The sequence below is a fragment of the Nocardioides bigeumensis genome, from assembly GCF_039531755.1.
Lineage (GTDB): Bacteria > Actinomycetota > Actinomycetes > Propionibacteriales > Nocardioidaceae > Nocardioides > Nocardioides bigeumensis.
On the sequence record NZ_BAAAQQ010000007.1, the window covers coordinates 25,569 to 48,717 of the forward strand.

18 protein-coding genes are annotated in these 23,149 nt (G+C 70.0%); 10 read left to right on the top strand and 8 right to left on the bottom strand.

The window, feature by feature from the left end:
* Nucleotides 1–493 precede the first annotated feature (493 nt).
* From lnt to ABD295_RS07175, 3 genes are read left to right on the top strand one after another with little or no spacing between them, the layout of a single operon-like run.
* Complete coding sequence (gene lnt / locus ABD295_RS07165) at nucleotides 494–2,068, top strand: apolipoprotein N-acyltransferase (RefSeq protein WP_344302991.1); 1,575 nt, start codon at nucleotides 494–496, stop codon at nucleotides 2,066–2,068.
* Complete coding sequence (locus ABD295_RS07170) at nucleotides 2,049–2,834, top strand: polyprenol monophosphomannose synthase (RefSeq protein WP_344302992.1); 786 nt, start codon at nucleotides 2,049–2,051, stop codon at nucleotides 2,832–2,834. Before lnt ends, ABD295_RS07170 begins: the two co-directional genes overlap by 20 nt.
* Nucleotides 2,831–3,337 carry an FxsA family protein gene (locus ABD295_RS07175; protein ID WP_344302993.1) on the top strand — a complete coding sequence of 169 codons (507 nt, stop codon included), beginning with the start codon at nucleotides 2,831–2,833 and terminating at the stop codon, nucleotides 3,335–3,337. The genes ABD295_RS07170 and ABD295_RS07175 overlap by 4 nt, the downstream gene beginning before the upstream one ends.
* Before the next feature lie 16 nt (nucleotides 3,338–3,353).
* Here ABD295_RS07175 and ABD295_RS07180 read toward each other — a convergent pair whose 3' ends face one another.
* The 3 genes from ABD295_RS07180 to ABD295_RS07190 form a co-directional block, all read right to left on the bottom strand.
* Nucleotides 3,354–3,737, bottom strand: coding sequence for an RNA polymerase-binding protein RbpA (locus ABD295_RS07180; protein WP_344302994.1), 384 nt, complete (start codon nucleotides 3,735–3,737; stop codon nucleotides 3,354–3,356).
* A 268-nt stretch (nucleotides 3,738–4,005) separates the two neighbouring features.
* Complete coding sequence (locus ABD295_RS07185) at nucleotides 4,006–5,379, bottom strand: MFS transporter (protein WP_344302995.1); 1,374 nt, start codon at nucleotides 5,377–5,379, stop codon at nucleotides 4,006–4,008.
* The gene (locus ABD295_RS07190) at nucleotides 5,372–6,238 is read right to left on the bottom strand and encodes a glycerophosphodiester phosphodiesterase family protein (RefSeq protein WP_344302996.1); all 867 of its coding nucleotides are present in this window, start codon (nucleotides 6,236–6,238) and stop codon (nucleotides 5,372–5,374) included. The genes ABD295_RS07185 and ABD295_RS07190 overlap by 8 nt, the downstream gene beginning before the upstream one ends.
* A gap of 105 nt (nucleotides 6,239–6,343) precedes the next feature.
* Here ABD295_RS07190 and ABD295_RS07195 point away from each other — a divergent pair, with 105 nt between their 5' ends.
* Nucleotides 6,344–6,607 carry a TFIIB-type zinc ribbon-containing protein gene (locus ABD295_RS07195; protein ID WP_344302997.1) on the top strand — a complete coding sequence of 88 codons (264 nt, stop codon included), beginning with the start codon at nucleotides 6,344–6,346 and terminating at the stop codon, nucleotides 6,605–6,607.
* 123 nt (nucleotides 6,608–6,730) lie between these two features.
* Here ABD295_RS07195 and ABD295_RS07200 read toward each other — a convergent pair whose 3' ends face one another.
* The 5 genes from ABD295_RS07200 to ABD295_RS07220 all read right to left on the bottom strand — a co-directional run bounded on the left by ABD295_RS07200 (nucleotide 6,731) and on the right by ABD295_RS07220 (nucleotide 10,671).
* Nucleotides 6,731–8,254, bottom strand: coding sequence for a helix-turn-helix domain-containing protein (locus ABD295_RS07200; RefSeq protein WP_344302998.1), 1,524 nt, complete (start codon nucleotides 8,252–8,254; stop codon nucleotides 6,731–6,733).
* A 189-nt stretch (nucleotides 8,255–8,443) separates the two neighbouring features.
* A complete protein-coding gene (locus tag ABD295_RS07205; protein ID WP_344302999.1) occupies nucleotides 8,444–8,611 on the bottom strand; it encodes a hypothetical protein in 168 nt (55 codons plus the stop codon).
* 93 nt (nucleotides 8,612–8,704) lie between these two features.
* The gene (locus tag ABD295_RS07210) at nucleotides 8,705–8,869 is read right to left on the bottom strand and encodes a hypothetical protein (RefSeq protein ID WP_344303000.1); all 165 of its coding nucleotides are present in this window, start codon (nucleotides 8,867–8,869) and stop codon (nucleotides 8,705–8,707) included.
* Nucleotides 8,870–8,994: 125 nt separating this feature from the next.
* On the bottom strand, nucleotides 8,995–9,495 hold the full coding sequence (locus ABD295_RS07215) for a hypothetical protein (protein ID WP_344303001.1): 501 nt from the start codon (nucleotides 9,493–9,495) through the stop codon (nucleotides 8,995–8,997).
* 42 nt (nucleotides 9,496–9,537) lie between these two features.
* Nucleotides 9,538–10,671, bottom strand: coding sequence for a DNA glycosylase AlkZ-like family protein (locus ABD295_RS07220; RefSeq protein ID WP_344303002.1), 1,134 nt, complete (start codon nucleotides 10,669–10,671; stop codon nucleotides 9,538–9,540).
* 72 nt (nucleotides 10,672–10,743) lie between these two features.
* Between ABD295_RS07220 and ABD295_RS07225 the strand changes: the two genes are divergently transcribed.
* From ABD295_RS07225 to ABD295_RS07250, 6 genes are all read left to right on the top strand, one after another.
* Nucleotides 10,744–14,409, top strand: coding sequence for a tetratricopeptide repeat protein (locus ABD295_RS07225; protein ID WP_344303003.1), 3,666 nt, complete (start codon nucleotides 10,744–10,746; stop codon nucleotides 14,407–14,409).
* A 185-nt stretch (nucleotides 14,410–14,594) separates the two neighbouring features.
* Nucleotides 14,595–19,142 (top strand): hypothetical protein, encoded by a 4,548-nt coding sequence (locus ABD295_RS07230; RefSeq protein ID WP_344303004.1) that lies wholly within the window; start codon nucleotides 14,595–14,597, stop codon nucleotides 19,140–19,142.
* A 145-nt stretch (nucleotides 19,143–19,287) separates the two neighbouring features.
* Nucleotides 19,288–19,761 (top strand): HIT family protein, encoded by a 474-nt coding sequence (locus ABD295_RS07235; RefSeq protein ID WP_344303005.1) that lies wholly within the window; start codon nucleotides 19,288–19,290, stop codon nucleotides 19,759–19,761.
* 16 nt (nucleotides 19,762–19,777) lie between these two features.
* Complete coding sequence (locus ABD295_RS07240) at nucleotides 19,778–20,248, top strand: helix-turn-helix transcriptional regulator (protein ID WP_425574002.1); 471 nt, start codon at nucleotides 19,778–19,780, stop codon at nucleotides 20,246–20,248.
* Nucleotides 20,249–20,253: 5 nt separating this feature from the next.
* A complete protein-coding gene (locus ABD295_RS07245; protein ID WP_344303006.1) occupies nucleotides 20,254–20,673 on the top strand; it encodes a VOC family protein in 420 nt (139 codons plus the stop codon).
* A gap of 69 nt (nucleotides 20,674–20,742) precedes the next feature.
* On the top strand, nucleotides 20,743–23,112 hold the full coding sequence (locus ABD295_RS07250) for an ATP-binding cassette domain-containing protein (RefSeq protein WP_344303007.1): 2,370 nt from the start codon (nucleotides 20,743–20,745) through the stop codon (nucleotides 23,110–23,112).
* The last annotated feature ends 37 nt before the right edge of the window (nucleotides 23,113–23,149 follow it).

Below are 23,149 nucleotides of genomic sequence, written 5' to 3' on the forward strand. Positions count from 1 at the left end.
AGAAACCCTTGTGCCACAAGGGATTGGCACGTTCCAAGTGGACTAGCGCAGTCTTCGGCGTGTCGCGTCGCGACACGCCGACCCTGAGAGATTTCTGAGGATCTTTCGGGCCGTGCGGACCGGCTCGTGACCTGCGGATTTGCGCGTTGCCGCAGGTCATCGCCTGGTTGACAGCCCGGGCCCGTGGCGCAGAAGGTTCGGGGGTCCTCCTCTGCAGATCGTGGTCGGGGGACCGGTGTCCGAGTGGCCTGCGACGGAGAGTGGGGAGCCGCCCACTTGTCCCGCGTGGTTCGCGGACCCGGTCTCGCCCCACGAAGGGGGATGCGGGAGGGACCAGGGCTCCTTAGACAACTTCCCTACGTCGGCAGCCGGTCGGCGCAGGGTTGGTCCGAAGGGTCCCGGTCCCTCCCGTTTCGCTGCAGGTCCGCCGTGATGCAGCCACCGGCGCGGCCCGCCTCGCCGCTCGGCTTGAGGGATGGCCGATACTCCCTGCATGGGAGCTCCGGTCCGTGCGTTGCTCGCGGTGCTGTCTGGCCTCACGCTGGCTGCCTCCTTCAAGCCCTACGACCTGCCGGCCCTGCTCCCCGTGGGCGTCGCCGGGTTCGCGCTGGCGCTGCACGGAGTCCGGATCCGCCGGGGCGCGTGGATCGGGCTGCTCGCCGGTGCGGCGTTCATGTACGTCCACCTGTTCTGGATGCGCTCGGTCGGCTACGACGCCTGGGTGCTGCTCGGCACGCTCGAGACGGTGTTCTTCGTCCCGCTGGGCGCGACCGTCGCGCTGGTGTCGCGGTTGCGCCTCTGGCCGGTCTTCACCGCCACCCTCTGGGTCGGCGTCGAGGTGTGGCGGTCGTCGTACCCGTTCGGCGGCATGCCCTGGGGGCGCCTCGCCTTCGCCACCGCGGACACCCCGTACGCCGCGGCGCTGCCCTACGTCGGGGCCACGGGGGTGAGCCTCCTCGTCGCGCTGAGCGGCACCACGCTGGCCTGGGCGCTGCTGCGGTTCCGGCGCGCCCCCCGCGCGGTCGCGGTCGCCGTCGTCGGCGTTGGGGTGTCCATCGCGCTTCCCAACCTGGTGCCCTACTCCGCCACCCCTGACGGTGAGGTGACCGTCGCTGCCGTCCAGGGCGACGTGCCGGGGCCGGGCACCGACATCCTCTACGACCACCGTCAGGTGACCCAGAACCACGTCGACACCACGATCCGCCTGGCCGAGGCCGCCGACGCAGGAGAGGTGCCACGTCCCGACCTCGTGGTCTGGCCGGAGAACGCGACGGCCCTCGACCCGTTCCTGGACGGCTCGCTCAACCAGGAGATCCGCACCGCAGTCGCGGCCGTCGACGTCCCCATCCTGGTCGGGGCGATCGTCGACGACCCGCGCCCGGGCAAGATCCTCAACCAGGGCATCGTGTGGAACCCCGAGACCGGGGCCGCCGATCGCTACACCAAGAGGCACCCGGTGCCCTACGGCGAGTACATCCCGTGGCGGGACAGCAACCCGCTCACCAGCCGGTTCGACGAGCTGGCCCGGGTGGCGCGGGACATGCAGGCCGGCACCCGTCTCGACCCGCTGCGGATCGCGGGGATCCCGGTCGCCGACGCGATCTGCTTCGACGTGGCGTACGACGAGGGGATCTACACCCAGCTGAACTCCGGTGCACGCCTGCTGGTCGTGCAGACGTCCAACGCGACCTTCAGCCGGACCAGCCAGCTGGACCAGCAGTTCGACATCACCCGCGTGCGCGCCATCGAGGCAGGTCGACACGTGGCGGTCGCGTCCACCAACGGCATCACCGGGATCATCGCTCCGGACGGCACGCCGACCTCGGTGCTGGAGCGGCGGACGCAGGGGTACGTCGTCGAGACGGTGCCGCTGACCTCCGACGTGCCGCCCGGGATCCGGCTGGGGCCGGCGCTGGGTCTCGCCGCGCTCATCGCGTCGGTGCTCGCGCTCGTGTGGGCGTTGCTGTCGTATCGTCGGGGCCGAACCCGGGAGCCCGAGACCGCCACGGCCCCCGCCCCTGCCGTCCACGAAGAGACTGAGGAACGCCATGACCGAGCCGGCCGCTGAGCTGGGCCCGCACTCCGACCTGGGTCGCGTGGTGATGGTGCTGCCGACGTACAACGAGTCGGAGAACCTCGAGTGGATCGTCGGCCGCATCAGGGCCGCTCAGCCCGCTCTCGACGTCCTCGTCGTCGACGACGGCTCACCCGACGGCACCGGCGCGATCGCCGACCGTCTCGCGGCGGCGGACCCCCAGGTGTCGGTCGTGCACCGCACCGAGAAGCTCGGCCTCGGAGCGGCCTACCTGCAGGGCTTCCAGGTGGCGCTCGACGCCGGGTACGACGTCGTCGGGCAGATGGACGCCGACGGCTCTCACCAGCCCGAGCAGCTGTACCGGCTGCTGGACGCCCTCCGCGACGCCGACGTCGTGATCGGCGCTCGGTGGGTCCCGGGCGGCTCGGTCGTCAACTGGCCATGGCAGCGCCAGCTCTTGTCGCGAGGTGGCAACCTCTACGTCAGGCTGCTCCTCGGCATGCCGCTGCACGACACGACCGCCGGGTTCCGCCTCGTCCGCCGTCACGCGCTGGAGAAGATCGACCTGGCGACGGTGCGCTCGATGGGCTACGTCTTCCAGACGGACATGGCCTACCGGGCCATCCGGGCAGGGCTCCGCGTCGCGGAGGTGCCGATCGAGTTCGTGGAGCGAGTCCGCGGCGACTCCAAGATGTCGGGCGCAGTCGCCCGCGAGTCCCTCCAGCGCATCACGGGCTGGGGAGTGCGCGAGCGCGGGCGGCAGCTCCGCGGCATCGCCCGCCGGCTCCGCACGCGATGACGAGCACCACCGGCGGCGCGTCCGCCGGGAGGAGGCGTCGCCGTTGGCCGTGGTGGGTGCTCTTCGTCGCCTTCGTCGTGGTCCCGCTCGTCGAGATCTACGTGCTCATCCAGGTCGGCCAGGTCATCGGCGCCTGGTGGACTATCGCGCTGCTGATCGCCGACTCGCTGCTCGGCTCGTGGCTGATCCGTCGTGAGGGCAGGCGGGCCTGGATGGCGCTGACGTCGGCTCTGGGGTCCGGACGGATGCCGGCCCGTGAGCTCGCCGACGGCGCTCTCATCCTCATCGGCGGCACGCTGATGCTCACGCCCGGCTTCGTCAGCGACGCGCTCGGTCTCTTCGTCATCGTGCCGCTGACGCGTCCGCTCGCGCGGCGGGTGCTGACCCGGCTGGTGACCCGGCACCTCACGATCGTGGGCGGCGTTCCGGGCCGAGACGCACGACACCCCGGCTCCGGCCCTGACGGGCCGGTGGTCCGGGGTGAGGTGCTCGACGAGGACTGAGGGTCAGTCGAGAAGGTCAGGAGACCTTGCGCTTCTTCGCGTTGGCTCGGTGCAAGTGCGCCGGGCCGATCTCGCCGCCCCTGAGCAGCTCGAGCCGCTCCTTGAGGATGTCCTCGAGCTCCTTCACGGAGCGACGCTCCAGGAGCATGTCCCAGTGCGTACGGACCGGCTTCTCAGCCTTCGCCTCGGGAAGCTCGCCCGAGTTGCTCAGTGCCTCGGCGCCGCAGCGCGGGCACTCCCAGAGGGCGGGCACATCGGCCTCGACCGACATGGTGATCTCGAAGACGTGCCCCTGCGGACACGTGTATCCGATCTGCTGACGAGCCGCGAACTCGATGCCTCGCTCGTCCTCGAAGCTCTGGCCGCCGAGCCGCGCTCCCCGTAGTGTGCGCTCCGCCACTTGGAGCCACCTCCTGAAGTATGAGTTCCCCGGTGCGTTGATGGTGTGACGCACGGGAAGGGTGATCATGACGCTGTAGCGTCCGTCCACCCGTACAACGCTTGTACGTCTGTCAACGTTAGTAGGACGTCTCGGATTCCGGAAAAGTTCGCTCGCCCAGGGCATGGGGGCGGATTCTCAGCAGACCTTCAGCCTGGACCCTCCCTGGGGGTGACCGGAGGGTTCGAACGGGTCGAGACGGGCCGCGGACGACCTCTTCGGACAGGTTTCAGATGACCGCCGGCACGTCGTTCCCGGCGTCGCGGATTCCCTTGGCGGTGTCGACCCTCAAGAGCAGCAGCCCGCCCAGCGCGAAGAACGCGATGAGGGCGAAGATCGCCGGGCGGTAGGACCCCGTGAACTGGTACACGAGGCCGAACGTGAGCGTTCCGAACCACGAGGTGCCGCGGTCCATCGCGTGGTAGAAGCTGAAGTACTCCGCTTCCTTGCCGCGGGGGATCAGCAGGGAGAAGTAGGAACGCGCCAGCGCCTGGGTGCCACCGAGCACGATGCCGATGGCCACGCCCAGCGCCAGGAACGGGATCATCTTCTCCTCGGGGAGGAACAGGGCTGCGGTGACGATCGCCATCCAGACGACCAGCCCGGCCAGGATCACCCGCTTGGCGCCGTACACCTTGGCCAGGCGCCCGAACGTGAGCGCGCCGAAGAAGGCCACGAACTGGACCAGCAGGATCGTGATGATGAGGACGTCGTCGGAGAAGCCGAGCTGTTCCGAGCCGTAGGTCGACGAGGACGCGATGACGGTCTGGATCCCGTCGTTGAAGAAGAGGTAGGCGACCAGGAAGGTGAGCGCGACGGGGTAGTTGCGCAGGTCCTTCAGGGTGTCGGCCAGCTGCCCGAAGCTCTGCCGGATGATCCCGCCGCTCTCGGGGACGACGTGCACCGGCGGGAAGTCAGAAAGCTTGAGGTAGGGGATGAAGGTGAAGGCCGCCCACCAGACCGCGGCGGACAGCATGCTGACGCGCGCGGCGCTCTCGGTGCTCAGCCCGAACGGCAGGACCGTCACCACCGCGAGGTTGATCGCGAGCAGGATGCCGCCGCCGAGGTAGCCCCAGGCCCAGCCGCGCGAGGAGACGCGGTCGCGGTCATGCTCCTCGGAGATGAGCGGCAGGATCGCGTCGTTGACCACGGCCGACGCCCCCAGGCAGATGTTGCCGCCGATCAGGCCGATGGCCCCGATCTGCCAGTTGTCGCCGGTGGCGAAGAAGATCAGGGCCGCGAACGCCGCCCCCGTCCAGGCGAAGAACGCCAGCAGGCCCTTCTTGTTCTTCGTGCGGTCGGCGAGCGCGCCCAGCGGCGGGAGCAAGAAGGCGGAGAGGATGGTCGAGAACGTGACCAGGTAGGACGGCAGGGACCCGGGAGCGACGGAGATGCCGAGGAGGCTGATGCGGTCGTCGACGGCAGCGCGCTCCGCGATGTTGATGATGTAGGGCGCGAAGAGCACCGTCGCGATGGTCGTGACGTACGCCGAGTTGGCCCAGTCGTACCAGTACCACGCCTTCTGGTTCTTCATCCGGGTCAGCGGGCGCAGGTCGGCGATCCCACCTGAGACGGACCTGCCGGGGTCGGCGGAGTCACTCATCACTGTCACCCATCTGCTGGGGGCCTCTCCACTGCCCGCGCTCGGTCAGCACGGCCTTGAGTATGTCGGTGCGGTCGGTCATGAGGCCGTCGACACCACGGTCGATCAGCGCGTGCATCTCGTCGGGCTCGTCGACGGTCCACACGTGCACGTGCTTGCCGGCGGCGTGCGCCCGGCGCACCAGGCCACGGCTCGCCACGACCAGTCGCCCTCGCCGGTGCGGGACCTGGAGCGCCGACACCTGGCGTCCCGTGACCCGGTCGGCCAGGCGGCCGCTCGGCAGCAGGAGGAACGCCGCCACCTCGAGAGGGGCCGCCGAGGTCGGGACCCGGCCCCGCGTCAGCCGGCGGAACTCCTGGAGCCGGCGCCGGGAGAACGAGCCGACCAGCACCCGGTCCTGCAGACCGCGCGCCTCGATGAAGGCCGCGAGGAGCGCGACCGCACCCGCGGCCTTGATGTCGATGTTGAAGCGGGCGTCGGGGAACGCGTCGACCAGCTCTTCGAAGGTGGGAACCTGCTCGCGCCCGCCGATCAGCGCGGCTTGCACCTCGGCGTACGTCGTCGAGGCCACCGAGCCGGTGCGGTCGGTGACCCGGTCCAGGATCGCGTCGTGGAACGCGAGGAGCACGCCGTCGCTGGTCACGTGGACGTCGGTCTCCAAGTAGCCGTACCCGAGGCCGCGCGCGTGGGCGAAGGCGTGCAGCGTGTTCTCGAGCCCGACGACGTCCGGGTGGGTGGCTCCGCCGCGGTGCGCGAACGCGAGGATCCCGGAGCCCTCGTCGTGCCGGGCATCGAGGTACGCGAAGCCGGTGACCGGGCTGGTCCCACCGACCCGTCTCGACGTCCGCCTGGCTGCCACGCGAGGAGTATCTACCGTCATCCGTCGATCGTGGCGCTGATCACGCTGCGGCGGCATCGGCGTCGGTACTCAAGGGGCGGGCGGCGGGGGAGTACGGTCGGAACCATGGACGAGACCCTGAGCTGCCCGAAGTGCGGCGCCGAGATGTCGAGGCGGGCGAAGAGTCTGACGTACGTGTCGCAGTGCCCCGAGGGTCACGGGATCTTCCTCGAGCGGGCCGATCTCGGCAGTCTCGTCGAGGCCGAGACCGACTGGCACAGCCGTTCCGTCCAGGACACCGCGACCTTGCCGCGGATCACCGGTGACATGACCTCCCCGCCGATCGTCTCCAAGCAGGCGAGGTCGTGGGTGGAGACGTTGTTCGGCTGAGGCCGTCTTTCACCCCACCTGGTCTCGACGCGCGCATCGCGGCTTCGTTCCTCAGTCGCGGCGCTTGCTCGACCTGGCCGCACCCACGCCCGACCGCTCGTGCCTCGCGGTCGGCTGCGCGTCTCAGATGTCCCTGAAGGTCTCGATGTTGGCGCCGAGCTCGTTGAGACGCTCCGCCAGGCCCTCGTAACCGCGGTGGATGACGTACGTCGACCGCAGCACCGACGTGCCCTTGGCGGCGAGCATCGCCAGCAGGATCACCACGGCGGGCCGCAGCGCGGGCGGGCACATGATCTCGGTGCCGGAGAAGTGCGTGGGCCCCTCGATCATGACGCGGTGCGGGTCGAGCAGCTTCACGTCGCCGCCGAGCTTGTTGAGCTCGACCAGGTAGATCGCACGGTTCTCGTAGACCCAGTCGTGCAGGAGGGTCTGGCCGGTGGCGACCGCGGCGATGACGGCGAAGAACGGCAAGTTGTCGATGTTGAGGCCGGGGAACGGCATCGGGTGGATCTTGTCCAGCGGGGCGTGCAGGTCCGAGGGCTTGGTGGTGATGTCGACCAAGCGCGTGCGCTCGTTGGCGGCGTCGTACTCCTCGGATCGTGAGTAGTGGAAGCCCATCTCCTCCAACGTGGCCAGCTCGATCTCGAGGAACTCGATGGGCACCCGCGTGATGGTGATCTCGGACTTGGTCACGATCGCGGCCGCCAGGAGTGACATCGCCTCGATGGGGTCCTCGCTCGGCGCGTAGTCGACGTCGACGTCGATCTCGGTGACGCCGGTGACGCGCAGGGTGGTCGTGCCGACTCCCTCGATGTCGACCCCGAGCTTCTGCAGGAAGAAGCAGAGGTCCTGGACCATGTAGTTGGACGAGGCGTTGCGGATGATGGTCGTGCCCGGGTGCAGGGCGGCGGCCATCAGCGCGTTCTCGGTGACGGTGTCGCCACGCTCTGTGAGCACGATCGGCCGCTGCGGCTCGACGAGCGGGTTCACCCGCGCGTGGTAGCTGCCGTCGGTGGCCTTCACCTCGAGGCCGAAGGGTCGAAGGGCGGCCATGTGCGGCTCCACGGTCCGGGTGCCTAGGTTGCACCCGCCGGCGTACGGCAGCTCGAAGAGGTCGCTGCGGTGCAGTAGCGGGCCCAGGAACATGATGATCGAGCGGGTACGCCGGGCCGCGGTCTCGTCGATGTTGTCGAGGTCGAGCTCGGCGGGCGGGATGATCTCGAGGTCGCTCTCGTTGAACCAGCGCGTCTGGACGCCGAGGCTCGCCAGGACCTCGAGGATCCGGTTGACCTCCTCGATGCGGGCCACCTTGCGCAGGGTGGTGCGGCCACGGTTGAGCAGCGACGCACACAGCAGGGCCACGCCGGCGTTCTTGGACGTCTTGACCTCGATCGACCCGGTGAGCGTGGTCGGACCGGTGACCCGGAGGTGGGTCGGTCCGGCGCCGAGGGCGACGATCTCCGAGTCCAGCGCGGCGCCGATGCGCGCGATCATCTGGAGGGAGAGGTTCTGGTGCCCGCGTTCGATGCGGTTGATGGCGCTCTGACTGGTGCCCAGTGTCTCGGCGAGCTGCTGTTGGGTCATCCCGCGGTGCTTGCGCGCGTCGCGGATGAGGTTCCCGATGCGGCCCTGGTAGTCGTCAGCCATACCGACCACAGTATCTCAGATATGAGATAAGGAAACCCTCCGCGCGACGGGGGTGTCGGAGCGAGAGGGTTCGGTTGGACCTGCCTGATCACGATAGAAGACCTGCGGTTTGGTCACCAACCGCGGACATCGTTGCCCCCGATGTGCGGTTGGTGACCAAACCGCAGGTCTACAAGTGGTGCGAAACGGTCAAGCGACCTGGACCGAACCCGGCATGCCGGTCGTGCGGCAGCTGCAGCGCAGGTCGTCACAGGCGAGGTAGGTGTGCATCGCGTGGCCGCACTCCTGGCAGGGCAGGTCGTGGGACAGGCAAGGCTCGTTGGCCTGGCCGGGCTCGCTGTCGACGGTGTCCCACATGGCGTGCTCCTTCCTCTTCGCTTACTAGACGCGGCGGGCAGGGAGGTGTGATGCGGACAGCGGGGAAGGGGTGGTGGCTGGTCCAGACCAGGCTCAGGCGGCGAGCGATCCCGGCATCACGACCGGCGGGCAGGCGCACCTGTCGCCGCAGGGCAGGAAGGTGTGGACCGCGTGCCCGCAGGAGGTGCACGGCAGGTCGTGGGTCAGGTGCTCGGTGGTGCCTCGGGCGCCGGGGCCGGCGATGGCGATGTCCCACATGACGGTGCTCCTCTCTGGTGGTCGCGGTCGGGTCCGGCCGGAAGGTCTCGCGATAGGGAGGAGACCGGAACGACGCCGGTGATTCATCTGCAGGACCACAGATTTCGCGCGCGCTCAGTCGCGCGTCAGTCGCGGGGTGTCTCGCGGTGGGTCGGCCGGTTCTCGGTCATGAACTCCCAGGTGAGCGCGTGCGCGAGCACGACGAGCAGCACCAGCAGGAACGCGGCCGCCTGGGGCGGGGTGAGACCGACGTTGGTGGCGAGCTCGGGGACCACGCCGAGCAGCGCGATCAGGCCGTAGACGAGGGCGACGAGCCAGCGGAACCGCCGCACCGGGCCGGGGAAGTCGACCGTGCGGTCGACCTGGATGAGCTTGAAGGTGCTGTAGGCGCCGATGGCCGAGGCGATCACGAACGTGAACCGCCAGATCAAGGGCTCCGAGGGATCGACCTGTGCGAAGAGGCTCATCAGCCCGGGCAACAGGAACGAGATGTAGACGCCGCCGACGAGGCGACGCATCTGGAGGTCGGCGAGCCAGTCGGGCCGCCGCTCGACGACGGTCCACCACAGGCCGACGAGGGTGAAGGAGGTGGCGGAGACGACGGCGTAGAAGGTGCTCAGGTCCACCTCCTCAGTGTGGACGGAGCGACACTCCCTTGTCGCGACGGATTAGACCGGTCCGCGCTCCTCGACGAGGCCCAGCCAGTCTGCGAGCGCGGCGACCTGTTCGTCGACGGCCTCCCGCATCGCTGCGGACCAGCGGCCGTCCTCGTGGATCGCCCCGACCTCGAGGACACCGGAGTCGCGGTCGGCCTTGGCGTCCAGCTTCCCGACCAGCCTGTCGCCGTGCGCGATCGGCATCGCCCAGTAGCCCCAACGCCGCTTGGCCTTCGGCTTGTACATCTCGAGCTGGTAGTCGAAGTCGAGCAGCTCGTCCATGCGCTTGCGATCGAAGACGAGGCGGTCCAACGGGGAGAGCAGGACTGCGCACGGGCGGTCGAACGCATCGTCGAGCCCGTCGAGGTACGCCGGGTCCACGCGCCACTTGCCACGCACCCCGTCGACGACGGCCTCGACCCCGGCCACACCGACGTCGTTGGGCTCGCCCGGCATCCGGGCCGCCCGTGCCCGGGCGAGCCCGAGCGACCTCAGTCGGCGCCGGGCACGGATCTCGAGCGCCTCGTCGAGCGGGACCGGTGGCACGTCGGGGTAGACCCGCTCGGCGAGGTCCCACAACCGGTCACGGCCGTCGCGACCCGCGGCAGCCACCTCGCCCCGGCTCACCATCTGGCTCACGAGCATGCGCACGCTGCGGTCGTTGTTCCACCCGCTCGACTCCCAGGGCACGGCTGTCGTGTCGGGGAAGGCGCTGGTGGGCAACGGCCCCTCGTCGTGGAGCTTGTCGAGGATGTCTCGTCGACTGTGGTCGTTGGCCTCGACCCAGTCCCGCAGTGAGCGCTGCCAGTCCTTGAGCGGTCCGGGCCCCGGCCACACCGCCATCTCGGCGGTGAAGAGCGCGAGGTCCTCCGCCGGACGCAACATCATGTCGAGCTCGATGAGGCTCCCTGCGGCGACGGCGTCCTCCAGGTCGCCGGGACGGAACTCACTGCCCAGCCTGCTCCAGGCGACCAGGTCGGCGCTGGGCGCGACGTGCCGGGTGACGTCGTACTGGAGGACCGTGAGGTGCCGGGCCAGCGCGAGCAGGTCGGACGGCCGGTCGTCGGCCAGGAGCTGCGCACGGAACGCCACCCGCCGCGCGTCGCGGGCGCTGAGCACGAGCGGTCCGGTGGTCTGCTTCGGCACAGCAGCACCCTAGGTTCCGCCACCCACAAACGACGGTGAGGCACCTTCGCCCCGCGTGCCAGGATGGCCTCGATGACCCAGCTGCTGCCCGGGGACAACCCCCAGGCGTACATCCCGGGGGACCGGCGACGCAGCCTGGCGCGCGGCGAGGAGCTGCCCTTGCAGACGTCGGGCGCCGGCGTCTTCGTGGACATCTCGGGCTTCACCAAGCTGACCGAGGCTCTCGTGCGCCAGCTCGGCGGACGCCGCGGTGCCGAGGTCCTGAGCGCCAACATCGGGCGCATCTTCGCGGCACTGATAGAGCTCCTGCACCAGTACGGCGGCAACGTCGTGTACTTCAGTGGCGACGCGGTCACCGCCTGGGTCGACGGCGACGACGGCAGCCTGGCGACGGCGTGCGCGCTGGAGATGCAGCGGGTCATGGACCGGGTAGGCGTGGTCGTCACGCCCTCGGGCGAGGCGGTGACGCTGGGCGTCAAGGTCGCGGTCGCGGTCGGGCCGGTGCACCGTTTCGTCGTCGGCGATCCCGAGGTGCAGCTGATCGACGTGCTGGCCGGAGCGCTCATGGACTCGCTGGCTGCCGCCGAGCAGCAGTCCAAGCCGGGCGAGGTGGTCCTGGACGCCGGCGCGATCGAGGCTCTCGGAGATCAGGTGGTGCTGCGCGAGACCCGCCTGGGCGAGGCCGGTCCGGTCGGCGTCGTGGGGACCTTCCCGGACGCACCGGCGGCACCCGACGTAGAGCTCTCGTGGCCGCGCCTGCCCGACGACCTCGCCCGCCAGTGGGTGCTGCCACCGGTCTGGGACCGGATGGTGGTCGGGCGCGGCGAGTTCCTCGCCGAGCTGCGCCCCGCGGTGCCGATCTTCGTGAGGTTCGGCGGTCTCGACTTCGACGAGGACCCCGAGGCGCCCGCCATCCTCGACGACTTCGTGACCCGCGCCCAGCTGGCTCTCGACGACAACGGGGGTTCGGTCCTCCAGCTGACGATCGGTGACAAGGGCGCCTACCTGTACGGCGTCTTCGGGGCACCGATCGCGCACGAGGACGATGCGGCGCGCGCCTGCGAGGCCGCGCTGCGCCTGATCGAGATCGGCGAGGAGGTACGCGTCGAGGACGTCCAGGTCGGCATCGCCACCGGCGGGCTGCGGATGGGTACGTACGGCCACGCCGAGCGGCGTACGTTCTGCTGCTTGGGCGAGGCGGTCAACCTCGCCGCGCGGCTGATGACGAAGGCCGCTCCGGGCAGCGTGCTGGTCCACGAGGAGGTCGCCCGCGCGGCCGACGCGAGGTTCGACTGGGAGCCGATGGCCGACTTCAGCCTCAAGGGCCGCACCCTGCCGCTGCCGGTGCGCGGCCTCCGGGGCCGGAACACGGGTACCCGCCGCCCCCAGGCGACCCGGCGAGCCAACGTGCTCGTCGGTCGGGAGACCGAGCTCGCGGCGCTCCGTGACGTCCGGGGCACGGCCGAGGCGGGCTCCGGGCAGGTGGTCGTCGTCCAGGCCGAAGCAGGCACCGGAAAGTCCCGCCTGGTGGGGGAGCTCGTCGCAGAGGTCCTCCGCGATGGCGGCCTGGTCGCGACTGGCGAGGCCGCGCGGACCGCGACCCAGGCGACGTACGTCGCGTGGCGCGACATCTGGTTCGACCTCCTCGGCCTCGACCCGGACGGGACCGACGCCGACGCCGTGGTCGACGCGGTGGCCGACCTGGAGCCGGCCCTGCGCGCGAGAGCTCCGCTGCTCGGCCCCGTCCTCGGCGTCGTGCTCCCCGACAGCGACCTGACGGCGTCGTTCGAGGGCGAGCTGCGCAAGACCTCCCTCGAGGACCTCTTGCGCCGGCTGCTGGTGGCGCGTGCAGGCCGTGAGCCGCTCACCCTCGTGCTCGAGGATGCCCACTGGCTCGACCCGCTGTCCCGCGACCTGCTCGAGGTGCTGGGCAGGGCGGCCGCGAACGCCCCCGTCCTGCTGCTCGTGACGAGCCGCCCGGACGGGACCGCCTACGCCGGGCTTCCGCTGCGCCGCGGGGAGCACGCCACGGACCTGGTGCTCGAGTCACTCGGTGCCGAGGCATCGCAGGCGCTGGCCGTCGAGCGCCACCGCCTGCTGACAGGGCGCGATCCTGAGCCGGCGATCCTCGAGACCGTCGTGAGCCGCGCCGAGGGCAACGCGTTCTACCTCGAGCAGCTCGTCGACTACGTCGTCGCACACGACCAGCGCACGGAGGGCTCGGCCGCTGACGCGCTGGAGCTGCCCGCGAGCCTGCACAGCCTGGTGCTGAGCCGCATCGACGCGCAGCCCGAGGGCCCGCGTCGTGCGGTCAAGGTGGCCAGTGTCGTCGGCCGCGCCTTCCGGTCGCCCCTGGTGGCGTCCGCGTACCCCGACCTGGGGGGCCCGGACCAGGTCCACGAGCAGCTGGTCTCGCTCGCCGGCACCCGCCTCATCGAGCTCGAGGACCCGGAGGAGCGCGCGTTCGCCTTCGGTCACGCGGTGACCCGCGACGTCGCCTACGACTCGCTGCCCTTCAGCTTGCGGGCCACGTTGCACGGCGGCGTGGGGACGGCACTCGAGGGTGAAGCCGACGGGCCCCGGCGGCACCTCGACCTGCTCGCCTACCACTACGGCCAGAGCGACGACGTGCCCAAGAAGCGTCACTACCTGACAGCCGCGGCCGACGCCGCGCGGGCGGCGTACGCCAACGAGGCGGCCGTGGCCTACCTGCGACAGGTGCTCCCACTGGTGGAGGCGGACGAGCGTGCGGAGGTCCTGCTCCACCTGGCCGAGTCGCTGGAGATCGGGGGTGACTGGGCTGCGGCCGAAGCCGCGGTCGCCCAGGCGCGTGAGGCAGCCGAGGCGCTGGGCGACGTGGCCCGCGTCGCGCACGCCCGCACCGCCCGCGCCGAGCTCGACCGCAAGCAGGGACGTTATGCCGAGGCGGAGTCGGAGCTGAGCGAGGCCGAAGCGGCGTTCGTCGCGGTGGGTGACCGACCCGGCGAGGCGCGCGTCCTCCACCTGCGGGGGACCCTCGCGTCCCAGCAGGGCCACGTCGGTCGCGCGCGGGCGTCGTACGAGGCGAGCCTGCGGATCCGCGAGGCGCTGGGTGACGAGGCCGGCGTGGCGGCCCTGCTCACCAACCTGGCGCTCGTCGCGGAGGACGAGGGCGACCTCGTCAACGCCGAGCGCCTCGGCCAGGACGGCTTGGCGCGACGTCGCGCGCTCGGTGACCGACGCGCGGTCAGCGTGTCTCTCACGAACATGGGCATGCTGGCCACGGTCCGGGGTGATCCCGACCTGGCACGTGAGCGGTTCGAGGAGGCGCAGGTGCTGGCCGAGGAGGTCGGCGACCCGTGGATCGTGGCCGTCGGGCACCACAACCTCGGCAACGCGACCCGCGACGTCGGCGACCTCGCCTCCGCGCGACTGCACTTCCAGCGGGCTCTGGACGCGTACGTCGAGCGTGACGACCTCTGGTCGCTCGCCCACTTGTTGGAGGACGTCGCCGTGTGGCTCCTGGCGCGCGGAGAGGAGACCGACACGGACGCGGTGGGTCTGCTCTCGGCCGCCGAGACGCTGCGGGCTGAGATCGGCGCTCCGAGGTTCCTGCCGACCGAGCAGGCCCTGGCGGCGGCCGTGGCCCCGGCACGACGGCGCACCCCGCGCGGCGACCTGGACCGGGCCCAGGTCGAGGGAGCAGCAGCGACCCTCGAGGTCACTCTCGAGAGGGTCGGCTCGCTCGTGTCGGCCTGACGACCCTCCGGATCTCGGGTCCCGACCTGACGATTTGTCCTGAAGTTGGATCGCCAGTCCGGGCTGATGACCGTAGGCTGACTCCGTCGCTCCCCAGGGGATCGGCTCCGCACCGGGGCCGGGGGGGACGGCTTTGGGGGGCAAAGAACAAAGTGCCGACGCCTGTCCACACGTCTCTGCGCCACGTGGGACGACGATCGCGAGTCGCTGCGCTCGCGGTGCTCGCCTCGTTGGCCGTGCTCTCTGGTCTCGTCACGGTCGTCGGCACCGCGCCAGCGTCCGCGGGACCCGTCGACGCCGGATGGGCCGTCGTCGGACCCGGCGAGCCCCCCCTCACCCGCACTCTGTCGGACGGCACGACATCCGCGGCCGCCATGACGTACAACGGCGACGGGCTCGGCGCGAGCGCCAGCTGGGACTTCACCACCACGGCCACCACATCGAGTGCCACCGGCGACATCAAGGTTCCGTGGACTTGGCAGGGGCTGCACGCCTGGTTCCAGGTCCGCGTGCAGCTCGACCTGATCGTGAACGGTGCGGTACGGGCCACGATCCTGAACCCGCCGCTGACGAGCTGCTGCACCACACCGTCCAACGGATTCCTCTACGGCGGCGTCGCCACCTTCCCGGATGCGTGGGTGGGTCCCAGCGACACGTACGGCTTCCGCCTCACAGGCGGCAACGGCGACTACAACAACTTCATCAACGGAACGTTCACGCTGAGCACCAAGCCCTACCTCGACGGCACCATCGGCCAGGACAACCGCCAGTGGCTGGGTGCCGAGGCGCTGCCGGCCGGCGACCAGTTCCGACGGATCGAGGAAGCGGGGGAGGCCCGCTGGTTCAAGATCCCGGTGGTGCCTGGTCAGCAGGTCACGGTGAACCTGTCCGGTGCGGGGGAGCGGGACCAGCTCGGCAACTGGCCCGACCTCTCCCGCGACTACGACCTGGCGCTCTACGGCGACATCGCGACGACGTTCGACCGGCTCACCAAGGGCTCCGACCTCACCCAGCTGGCCGGTGCTGCCGCCGCGGGTGCGCCGGGCGACGCCAACCCGGTCCCGGCATTCCCGTCGGAGGTGGCGAAGGCTGCCACCATTCCGACGGCCTTGCCGTCGACGACGTTCGCACCCCGCATCTATGCGCCGCGGATCTATGCGCCGCGGATCTACGCACCACGGATCTACGCACCACGGATCTATGCGCCGCGGATCTACGCGCCACGCATCTACGCGCCCGGCGTCTACTCCGCCGACTTCCAGGTCGACCCTGAGTTCCGCGACGCCTTCGTGGGGGCGCAGAGCCAGTCGCTCCTGGCCGTCTCGGCCAACACCGACCACCGTGCGGAGGCCCTGTCGGCCGCGACCGGCAACACCGACGGCTTCTTCTACGTCCGAGTGCAGGGTCACGACGACCAGGCCTTCGACACTGACAACGCGTTCCAGCTGACCTACACCGTCACGGGCGGCGAGGCGTGCAAGGACCTCCTGGACTATCACGCGTCACCGAGCCTGGGCGCGACCGGCAACGGCTTCAGCACCGTGATCGTCACCGACACCGCGCGTCTCGGGTTGCCAGCCGGGTCTGCTGGTCGGCAGACGTTCCTGGACACACTGGGTGAGCTCGCCGCAGCCACGGCCGGGACGGTCGTCGACCTCAGCGACTCCCAACGGATCCTTGACCTCCAGGACCAGGCACGGGTCCGCTCGCGCTGCCCCTACGCGATGAACCTCGTCGCCCGCGAGGCCAAGGCGATCATCGACTCCTACCGCAACCCGGCGAGCAAGTACGTCGTGATCGCCGGCGGTGACGACGTCGTCCCCTTCTTCCGCTACCCCGACACCTCGGGCCTGGGGCAGGAGAGCCAGTTCGCCGACGAGATCACCTTGCTGGACGACTCGGCGGCGAAGGCGAGCCTGCGCAACGACCAGGTGCTCAGCCAAGATGCCTACGGCGCTCGATCCGAGGTGACCATCGGCGGGGCCACGGTGCCGGTGCAGGACCTGGCTGTCGGGCGGCTGGTGAAGACGCCGGACGAGATCATCGCGACGGTGCGGCACTACCTCGACGACCTGCGGGGGGCTCCGATCGCGAGCCGGTCCTCGCTCGTGACGGGCTACGACTTCCTGGAGGACGCCGCCAAGGGAGTCAACGCCGAGTTCGCCGGCGCGATGCCGGGTGGGCGTCACGACGAGCTGATCGCAGCCGCGGGCACCCCGCACGACCAGTCCTGGAAGGCGGACGACCTCTACGACGCGCTCATCGGCGGGCAGCGACACGACCTCGTCTACCTCGCGGGGCACTTCTCGGCCAACGACACCCTGGCGGCCGACTTCGCCACCGCCCTGGAGGCTGGGGAGCTGGACTCTGCCGTCGACGGTCACTTCACCGACACGCTCGTGCTCAGTGCCGGCTGCCACTCCGGCTACAACTTCGTCGACGGAGCCGCCCCACAGGGCACCAACACCTTCGACTGGACGCAGGCGTTCGCGCGGGAAAAGGCTGTGCTCATCGGTGGCACCGGCTACCAGTACGGCGACAGCGACTTCCTCGAGTACAGCGAGCGGCTCTACCTCGGGATCGTGCAGCGGCTGCGCGAGTCCCCGACCACTCCCGCGGTCGACGCCCCGGCGGTGGCGGTCGGCAGCGCGCTGACGCTGGCCAAGCAGGACTACCTGTCCAGCCTGAGCGTCCTGCAGGGCATCGACCAGAAGGCTGTGCTGCAGGCGACGCTCTACGGCCTGCCGATGACGGGGGTCGACTTCACCGACGCCGGACGCCAGAACCCCCAGGGTTCGGCCTCCACGGTCACCCCGGAGGCCGCCACGACGGGCCCTGGTGCCGGTCTGACGCTCCAGGTCGACGACCAGAACTACCCGACGCCGACGACCGAGCGCACCAAGACCAGCGGTGCGGCTGCGACGACGTACGGCCTGCCCGCCCAGCACACCTGGCTCGAGGGGCCTAGCGGCGGCGTCACCGTGCAACCAGGCGCCCCCGCCCTGCCCAAGCAGGTGGAGAACGTCAGCCACGGCAACCTCATCCTGCGCGGTGTCGGCTTCCGGGGCGGTTCCTACGTGGACAGCCGCGGCATCCTGCCCCTCACCGGCGCACCCGCCATCGAGGGAGCGTCGGCCAACACGACCTTCGAGTCGCCGAGCTTCTTCCCGCAGAAGCTGCTCGCCGCCAACTACTTCGGAGCGCTCGGCGAATCGGGACGTACGTCGCTGATCCTGACGCCGGGCCAGTACGTGAACGATCCCGACTCCACGCTCGAGCTGCGCAAGAACATCCAGCGCGCCTACGGCGACCTCGACGTGCGTCTCTTCTACACGAACGCCTCCGTCCCCAAGGTGGGACTCAGCGACCCGACGCTCGCTGCGGCCCCTGGCATCAGCGACGTCCGAGCGACGGTCCTGGGCAACCAGGTGACGTTCTCCGCACGGGTCGCTGGGGATCCGGCCGCGGGCGTCCAGCAGGCCTGGGTCACGTACACGACCGGCTCTGCGCCGGTGGTGGACCCGGAGACCGGCAAGACCACGCTCCGTGGGCGCTGGCAGTCCCTGGACCTCGACCAGGTCCAGGACGACTCGACCCTGTGGACGAAGACGCTGACGCTCACTGACCCCACGGACTGGGAGGGGATGCGGTTCCTCGTGCAGGCTGCCAACGGTGCTGGTGGGGTCGCTCTCGACACGGCCGACGGCGGCTACTTCGGCGTGTCCCCCGCCGACGACGGGCGGGGATTCCTCGAGCTGCTCACCACGAGCCCGGCGGCGACGCCGCCGCTCGGCGTGACGGCGAAGGTGACCGGAGGTGGGCGCAACCTCGAGGGTCGCACCGTCGTCTTCAGCGTCCTGCGGGGCAGCGAGGTCCTCTCGACCGTCACGGGCATGACCGACCCCGAGGGCCGGTTGATCGCGCAGGTCGACGGGGCGACCCCAGCCGGTCGGGTGACAGTGCGCGCCGACCTCTACGACCTGGCCGGACAGCTGGTGATGAGCCGCGTCGTCGACGTCGTTCTCGACGGCCTCGTGATCTCCACGCCAGAGTGGCTGGCCACCCGCGCGGGAACGGCGTACCCGCAGCCGCTGTTCGCCACCGTGGTCAAGAGGGGCGCAGGGCCGGTCTCGGGCGTCCCGGTCACCTTCTCCCTCCCAACCACGGGTGCGAGAGCGACCTTCGCCGGAGGGGCGACCACGGTCACGGTGACCACGAACGCCGACGGGTACGCCGAAGCGCCTCCGATGACGGCTGGCAACACCGTCGGCGCGTTCGAGGCCCGGGTCTCCGCCGAGGGCGCAGACCTGATGCGGGTGCCGATGGCGGCGCAGTACGCGATGACGCTCTTCGACAACCCGGTGAACAACACCGGCACGACGACGAGGAGCCCCAGCGCGAACACGCCCCTCGCAGTCGGGGCGCTGGAGTGGGACGATGCGCGGCTGTCCGACATGGCGGCTGCTCAGCTCGTCCGGGACAAGCGCGTGCAGGTGCGTTGGCGTGAGGTCGGCGCACAGTACTGGAGCTACAAGAACGACCTGGCGACGTACGACGCGACCGAGGACGAGTTCCGAGCCAACCTCAAGGGGCCCTCGCTGAACCTCGGCAAGGGCAAGCACTACGTCGTCGAGGTCCGCCTCCTCCCCGCTTCCGCCGATCCGCAACCCGACCAGATGACGCAGCGCTACTTCGACCTGGGTCGCCGGAGCTTCGAGCTCTACTTGAAGTAGCCGGTTCTCAGCCGGTCGGCCAGCCGGGTAGTCAGGTCGCGGACTTGCGGTTTGGTCACCAACCGCAGGTTTCCGACCGCAAGATCTGCGGTTGGTGACCAAACCGCAAGTCCTGCGTCAGACGAGCGCGGCGGATACTGAGGCGGTGACGTCCCACGAACCCGCCGGGTACGACTGCCCGTTCTGTGCGCTGCAAGCGGGTCGGTACAACGAGCGCAACCGGCCGGACGACGTCGTCGCGGTGACGGAGCTCGCGTTCGCTCGGGTGTCGCCGCGGTGGTGGCCGGCCAATCCTGGGGCGCTGCTGGTCGTCCCGCGCCGGCACGTCGAGAACCTGTACGACCTTCCCGAGGCGGACGGGCACGCCGTCTGGGACCTCACCAAGCTGGTGGCGGGGGCCGTGCGGGCGGCGTACGGCTGCGACGGCACCTCGATCCGGCAGCACAACGAGCCGGCCGGCGGGCAGGACGTGTGGCACCTGCACGTGCACGTCTTCCCGAGGTACGCCGACGACCGGCTCTACGAGCGGCACCGTGAGTCGGTGTACGCCGCGCCGGAGGAGCGCCTGCCCTTCGCCCAGCTGGTGAGTGCCGAGCTGAGCCTGCCGACGACCTTCTGACGTCTACGATCGGAGGGTGACCGACGCGCGGATGGCCGAGCTCGCCGTGATGCGGAGGGTGAAGGACCGCATCGATCGCGAGTACGCGCAGCCGCTCGACGTCGATGCGCTCGCCCGTGGTGTGCACATGTCGTCGGGGCACCTGAGCCGGCAGTTCAAGGCGGCGTACGGGGAGGCGCCGTACTCCTACCTCATGACCCGCCGCATCGAGCGCGCCATGGCGCTGCTGCGCATCGGCGACCTGAGCGTGACCGACGTGTGCTTCGCGGTGGGCTTCCAGTCGCTCGGGACCTTCAGCACCAGGTTCACCGAGCTCGTCGGCATGCCCCCGAGCGCCTACAAGGACGAGGAGGCCGGGGCGACCTTCGGCATCCCGGCCTGCGTGGCGAAGCAGGTGACCAAGCCCGTCCGCTCGCGACCGGTCGGGAAGCCGGGCGAATCGGTCAGGAACGAAGAAGCGCCCGCCGCGGTCGCGCACCTAGCGTGATCGGCATGACCTCCAACACCGACCTCAGCATCCACCACAGCTTCCTGCCGCACACCGACCCGGAGGCGTCGCTGACGTTCTACCGGGACACCCTCGGCTTCGAGGTCCGCATGGACGTCGGTTACGACGGGATGCGGTGGATCACCGTCGGCCCTCAGGGCCAGCCGGACACGTCGATCGTGCTGCACCCGCCGACGGCGGCGCCGGGGATCACCGAGGAAGAGGGGCGGATGCTGCTCGAGCTGATGGCCAAGGGCAGCTACTTCGGCGTCAACCTCGCCACCGACGACGTCGACGAGACCTTCGCCAGGCTCGAGGCGAGCGGCGCCGAGGTCGTTCAGGAGCCGACCGACCAGCCGTACGGCGTGCGCGACTGCGCCTTCCGCGACCCGAGCGGCAACATGCTGCGCATCCAGGGCCGCTGAGTTTCGACTGTCCGACTGGTCTGCTTGGATTCCAGCGCCGGCCGACAATCCAAGGGGGACCCCACGAGCATGCCTGTCAACAGCACCCACGCCGCCGACCAGCACGACCTGATCCGGGTGCAGGGCGCCCGGGAGAACAACCTGAAGGACGTCAGCGTCGAGCTGCCCAAGCGTCGGCTGACCGTGTTCACAGGCGTCTCGGGCTCGGGCAAGAGCTCGCTCGTCTTCGCCACCATCGCCGCCGAGTCGCAGCGGATGATCAACGAGACCTACAGCGCCTTCGTCCAGGGCTTCATGCCGACGCTGGCGCGTCCCGAGGTCGACTACCTCGACGGTCTGACCACGGCGATCATCGTCGACCAGGAGCGGATGGGGGCCAATCCGCGCTCCACGGTCGGGACCGCCACCGATGCCAACGCGATGCTGCGCATCCTGTTCAGCCGCATCGGGGCGCCCTACGTCGGCCCGCCGACGGCGTACTCCTTCAACGTGCCGACCCGCAAGGCCAGCGGGGTGATGTCGACCGAGAAGGCCGGTGGCCGCGTCGAGAAGGCCGTGGTGCAGCAGGCGGTCTACCTCGGCGGCATGTGCCCGCGCTGCGAGGGCATGGGCAACGTCAGCGACATCGACCTCACCGCGCTCTATGACGAGGACAAGTCTCTGAAGGACGGCGCGCTGACGATCCCGGGCTACTCGATGGACGGGTGGTACGGCCGGCTCTTCGAGGGCATGGGCCTCCCGATGGACAAGCCGATCAAGGCCTTCACCAAGAAGCAGATCGAGACGATGCTCTACGCCGAGCCGACCAAGATCAAGGTCGAGGGCGTCAACCTCACCTTCAACGGGATCATCCCGCAGATCCAGAAGTCGATGCTGTCGAAGGACCCCGAGGCGATGCAGCCGCACGTACGCCGCTTCGTCGACCGCGCCGTGACCTTCCAGCGGTGCCCGGAGTGCGACGGCACCCGGCTCACGCGGGAGGTGCTGTCCTCGAAGATCAAGGGCAAGAACATCGCCGAGGTCTGCACCATGCAGATCAGCGACCTCGCCGAGTGGGTGCGTGAGCTGAAGGAGCCGTCCGTCGCTCCGCTGCTCAAGGGCCTGCAGCACCTGCTCGACTCGTTCTCGGAGATCGGGCTCGGCTACCTCTCGCTCGACCGGCCGGCCGGCACGCTGAGCGGGGGAGAGGCCCAGCGCACCAAGATGATCCGGCACCTGGGGTCGTCGCTGACCGATGTCACCTACGTCTTCGACGAGCCGACGATCGGGTTGCACCCGCACGACATCGAGCGGATGAACAACCTGCTGCTCCAGCTGCGCGACAAGGGCAACACGGTGCTCGTGGTCGAGCACAAGCCGGAGACCATCGCGATCGCCGACCACGTCGTCGACCTCGGGCCGGGTGCCGGCACGGGCGGCGGCACGATCTGCTTCGAGGGCGACGTCGACGGGCTGCGGGGGAGCGACACCGTGACCGGACGGCATCTCGACGACCGGGCCCGGCTCAAGGGCTCGGTCCGTGAGTCGTCCGGGGCGATCGAGGTGCGGGGCGCCTCCCTGCACAACCTGCAGAAGGTCGACGTGGACGTGCCGCTCGGCGTCCTCTGCGTCATCACGGGTGTCGCCGGGTCGGGCAAGAGCTCGCTGATCCACGGGTCGGTGGCCGGGCGCGACGGGGTGGTCGTGGTCGACCAGGGGGCGATCAAGGGATCGCGGCGGAGCAACCCCGCGACGTACACCGGCCTGCTGGAGCCGATCCGCAAGGCCTTCGCCAAGGAGAACGGCGTGAAGCCCGCGCTGTTCAGCTCCAACTCCGAGGGCGCCTGTCAGACCTGCAACGGCGCCGGCGTCATCTTCACCGAGCTGGGCGTGATGGCGACCGTCGAGTCGCCGTGCGAGGAGTGCGAGGGGCGTCGCTTCCAGGCGGCGGTCCTGGAGTACACCCTGGGTGGCAAGAACATCGCCGAGGTGCTCGCCATGTCGGTCACCGAGGCCGAGGAGTTCTTCGGCGAGGGGGCGGCGAAGACGCCGGCAGCCCACAAGGTCCTCGACCGGCTGCGCGACGTGGGCCTGGGCTACCTCAGCCTCGGCCAGCCGCTCACGACGCTCTCGGGCGGCGAGCGACAACGCCTCAAGCTCGCGACCCAGATGGCGGAGAAGGGCGACGTCTACATCCTCGACGAGCCGACCACCGGCCTGCACCTCGCCGACGTCCAGAACCTCCTCGGCCTGCTCGACCGGCTGGTGGAGTCAGGCAAGTCCGTGATCGTCATCGAGCACCACCAGGCCGTGATGGCGCATGCCGACTGGATCATCGACCTCGGCCCGGGTGCCGGCCACGACGGCGGACGCGTGGTCTTCGAGGGAACGCCTGCCGAGCTGGTGAAACAGGCCAAGACGCTGACGGGAAAGCACCTCAAGGAGTACGTCGGGTCTTGACCAGACACTACGGCTGAGGCTCCGGCACTCACACGAC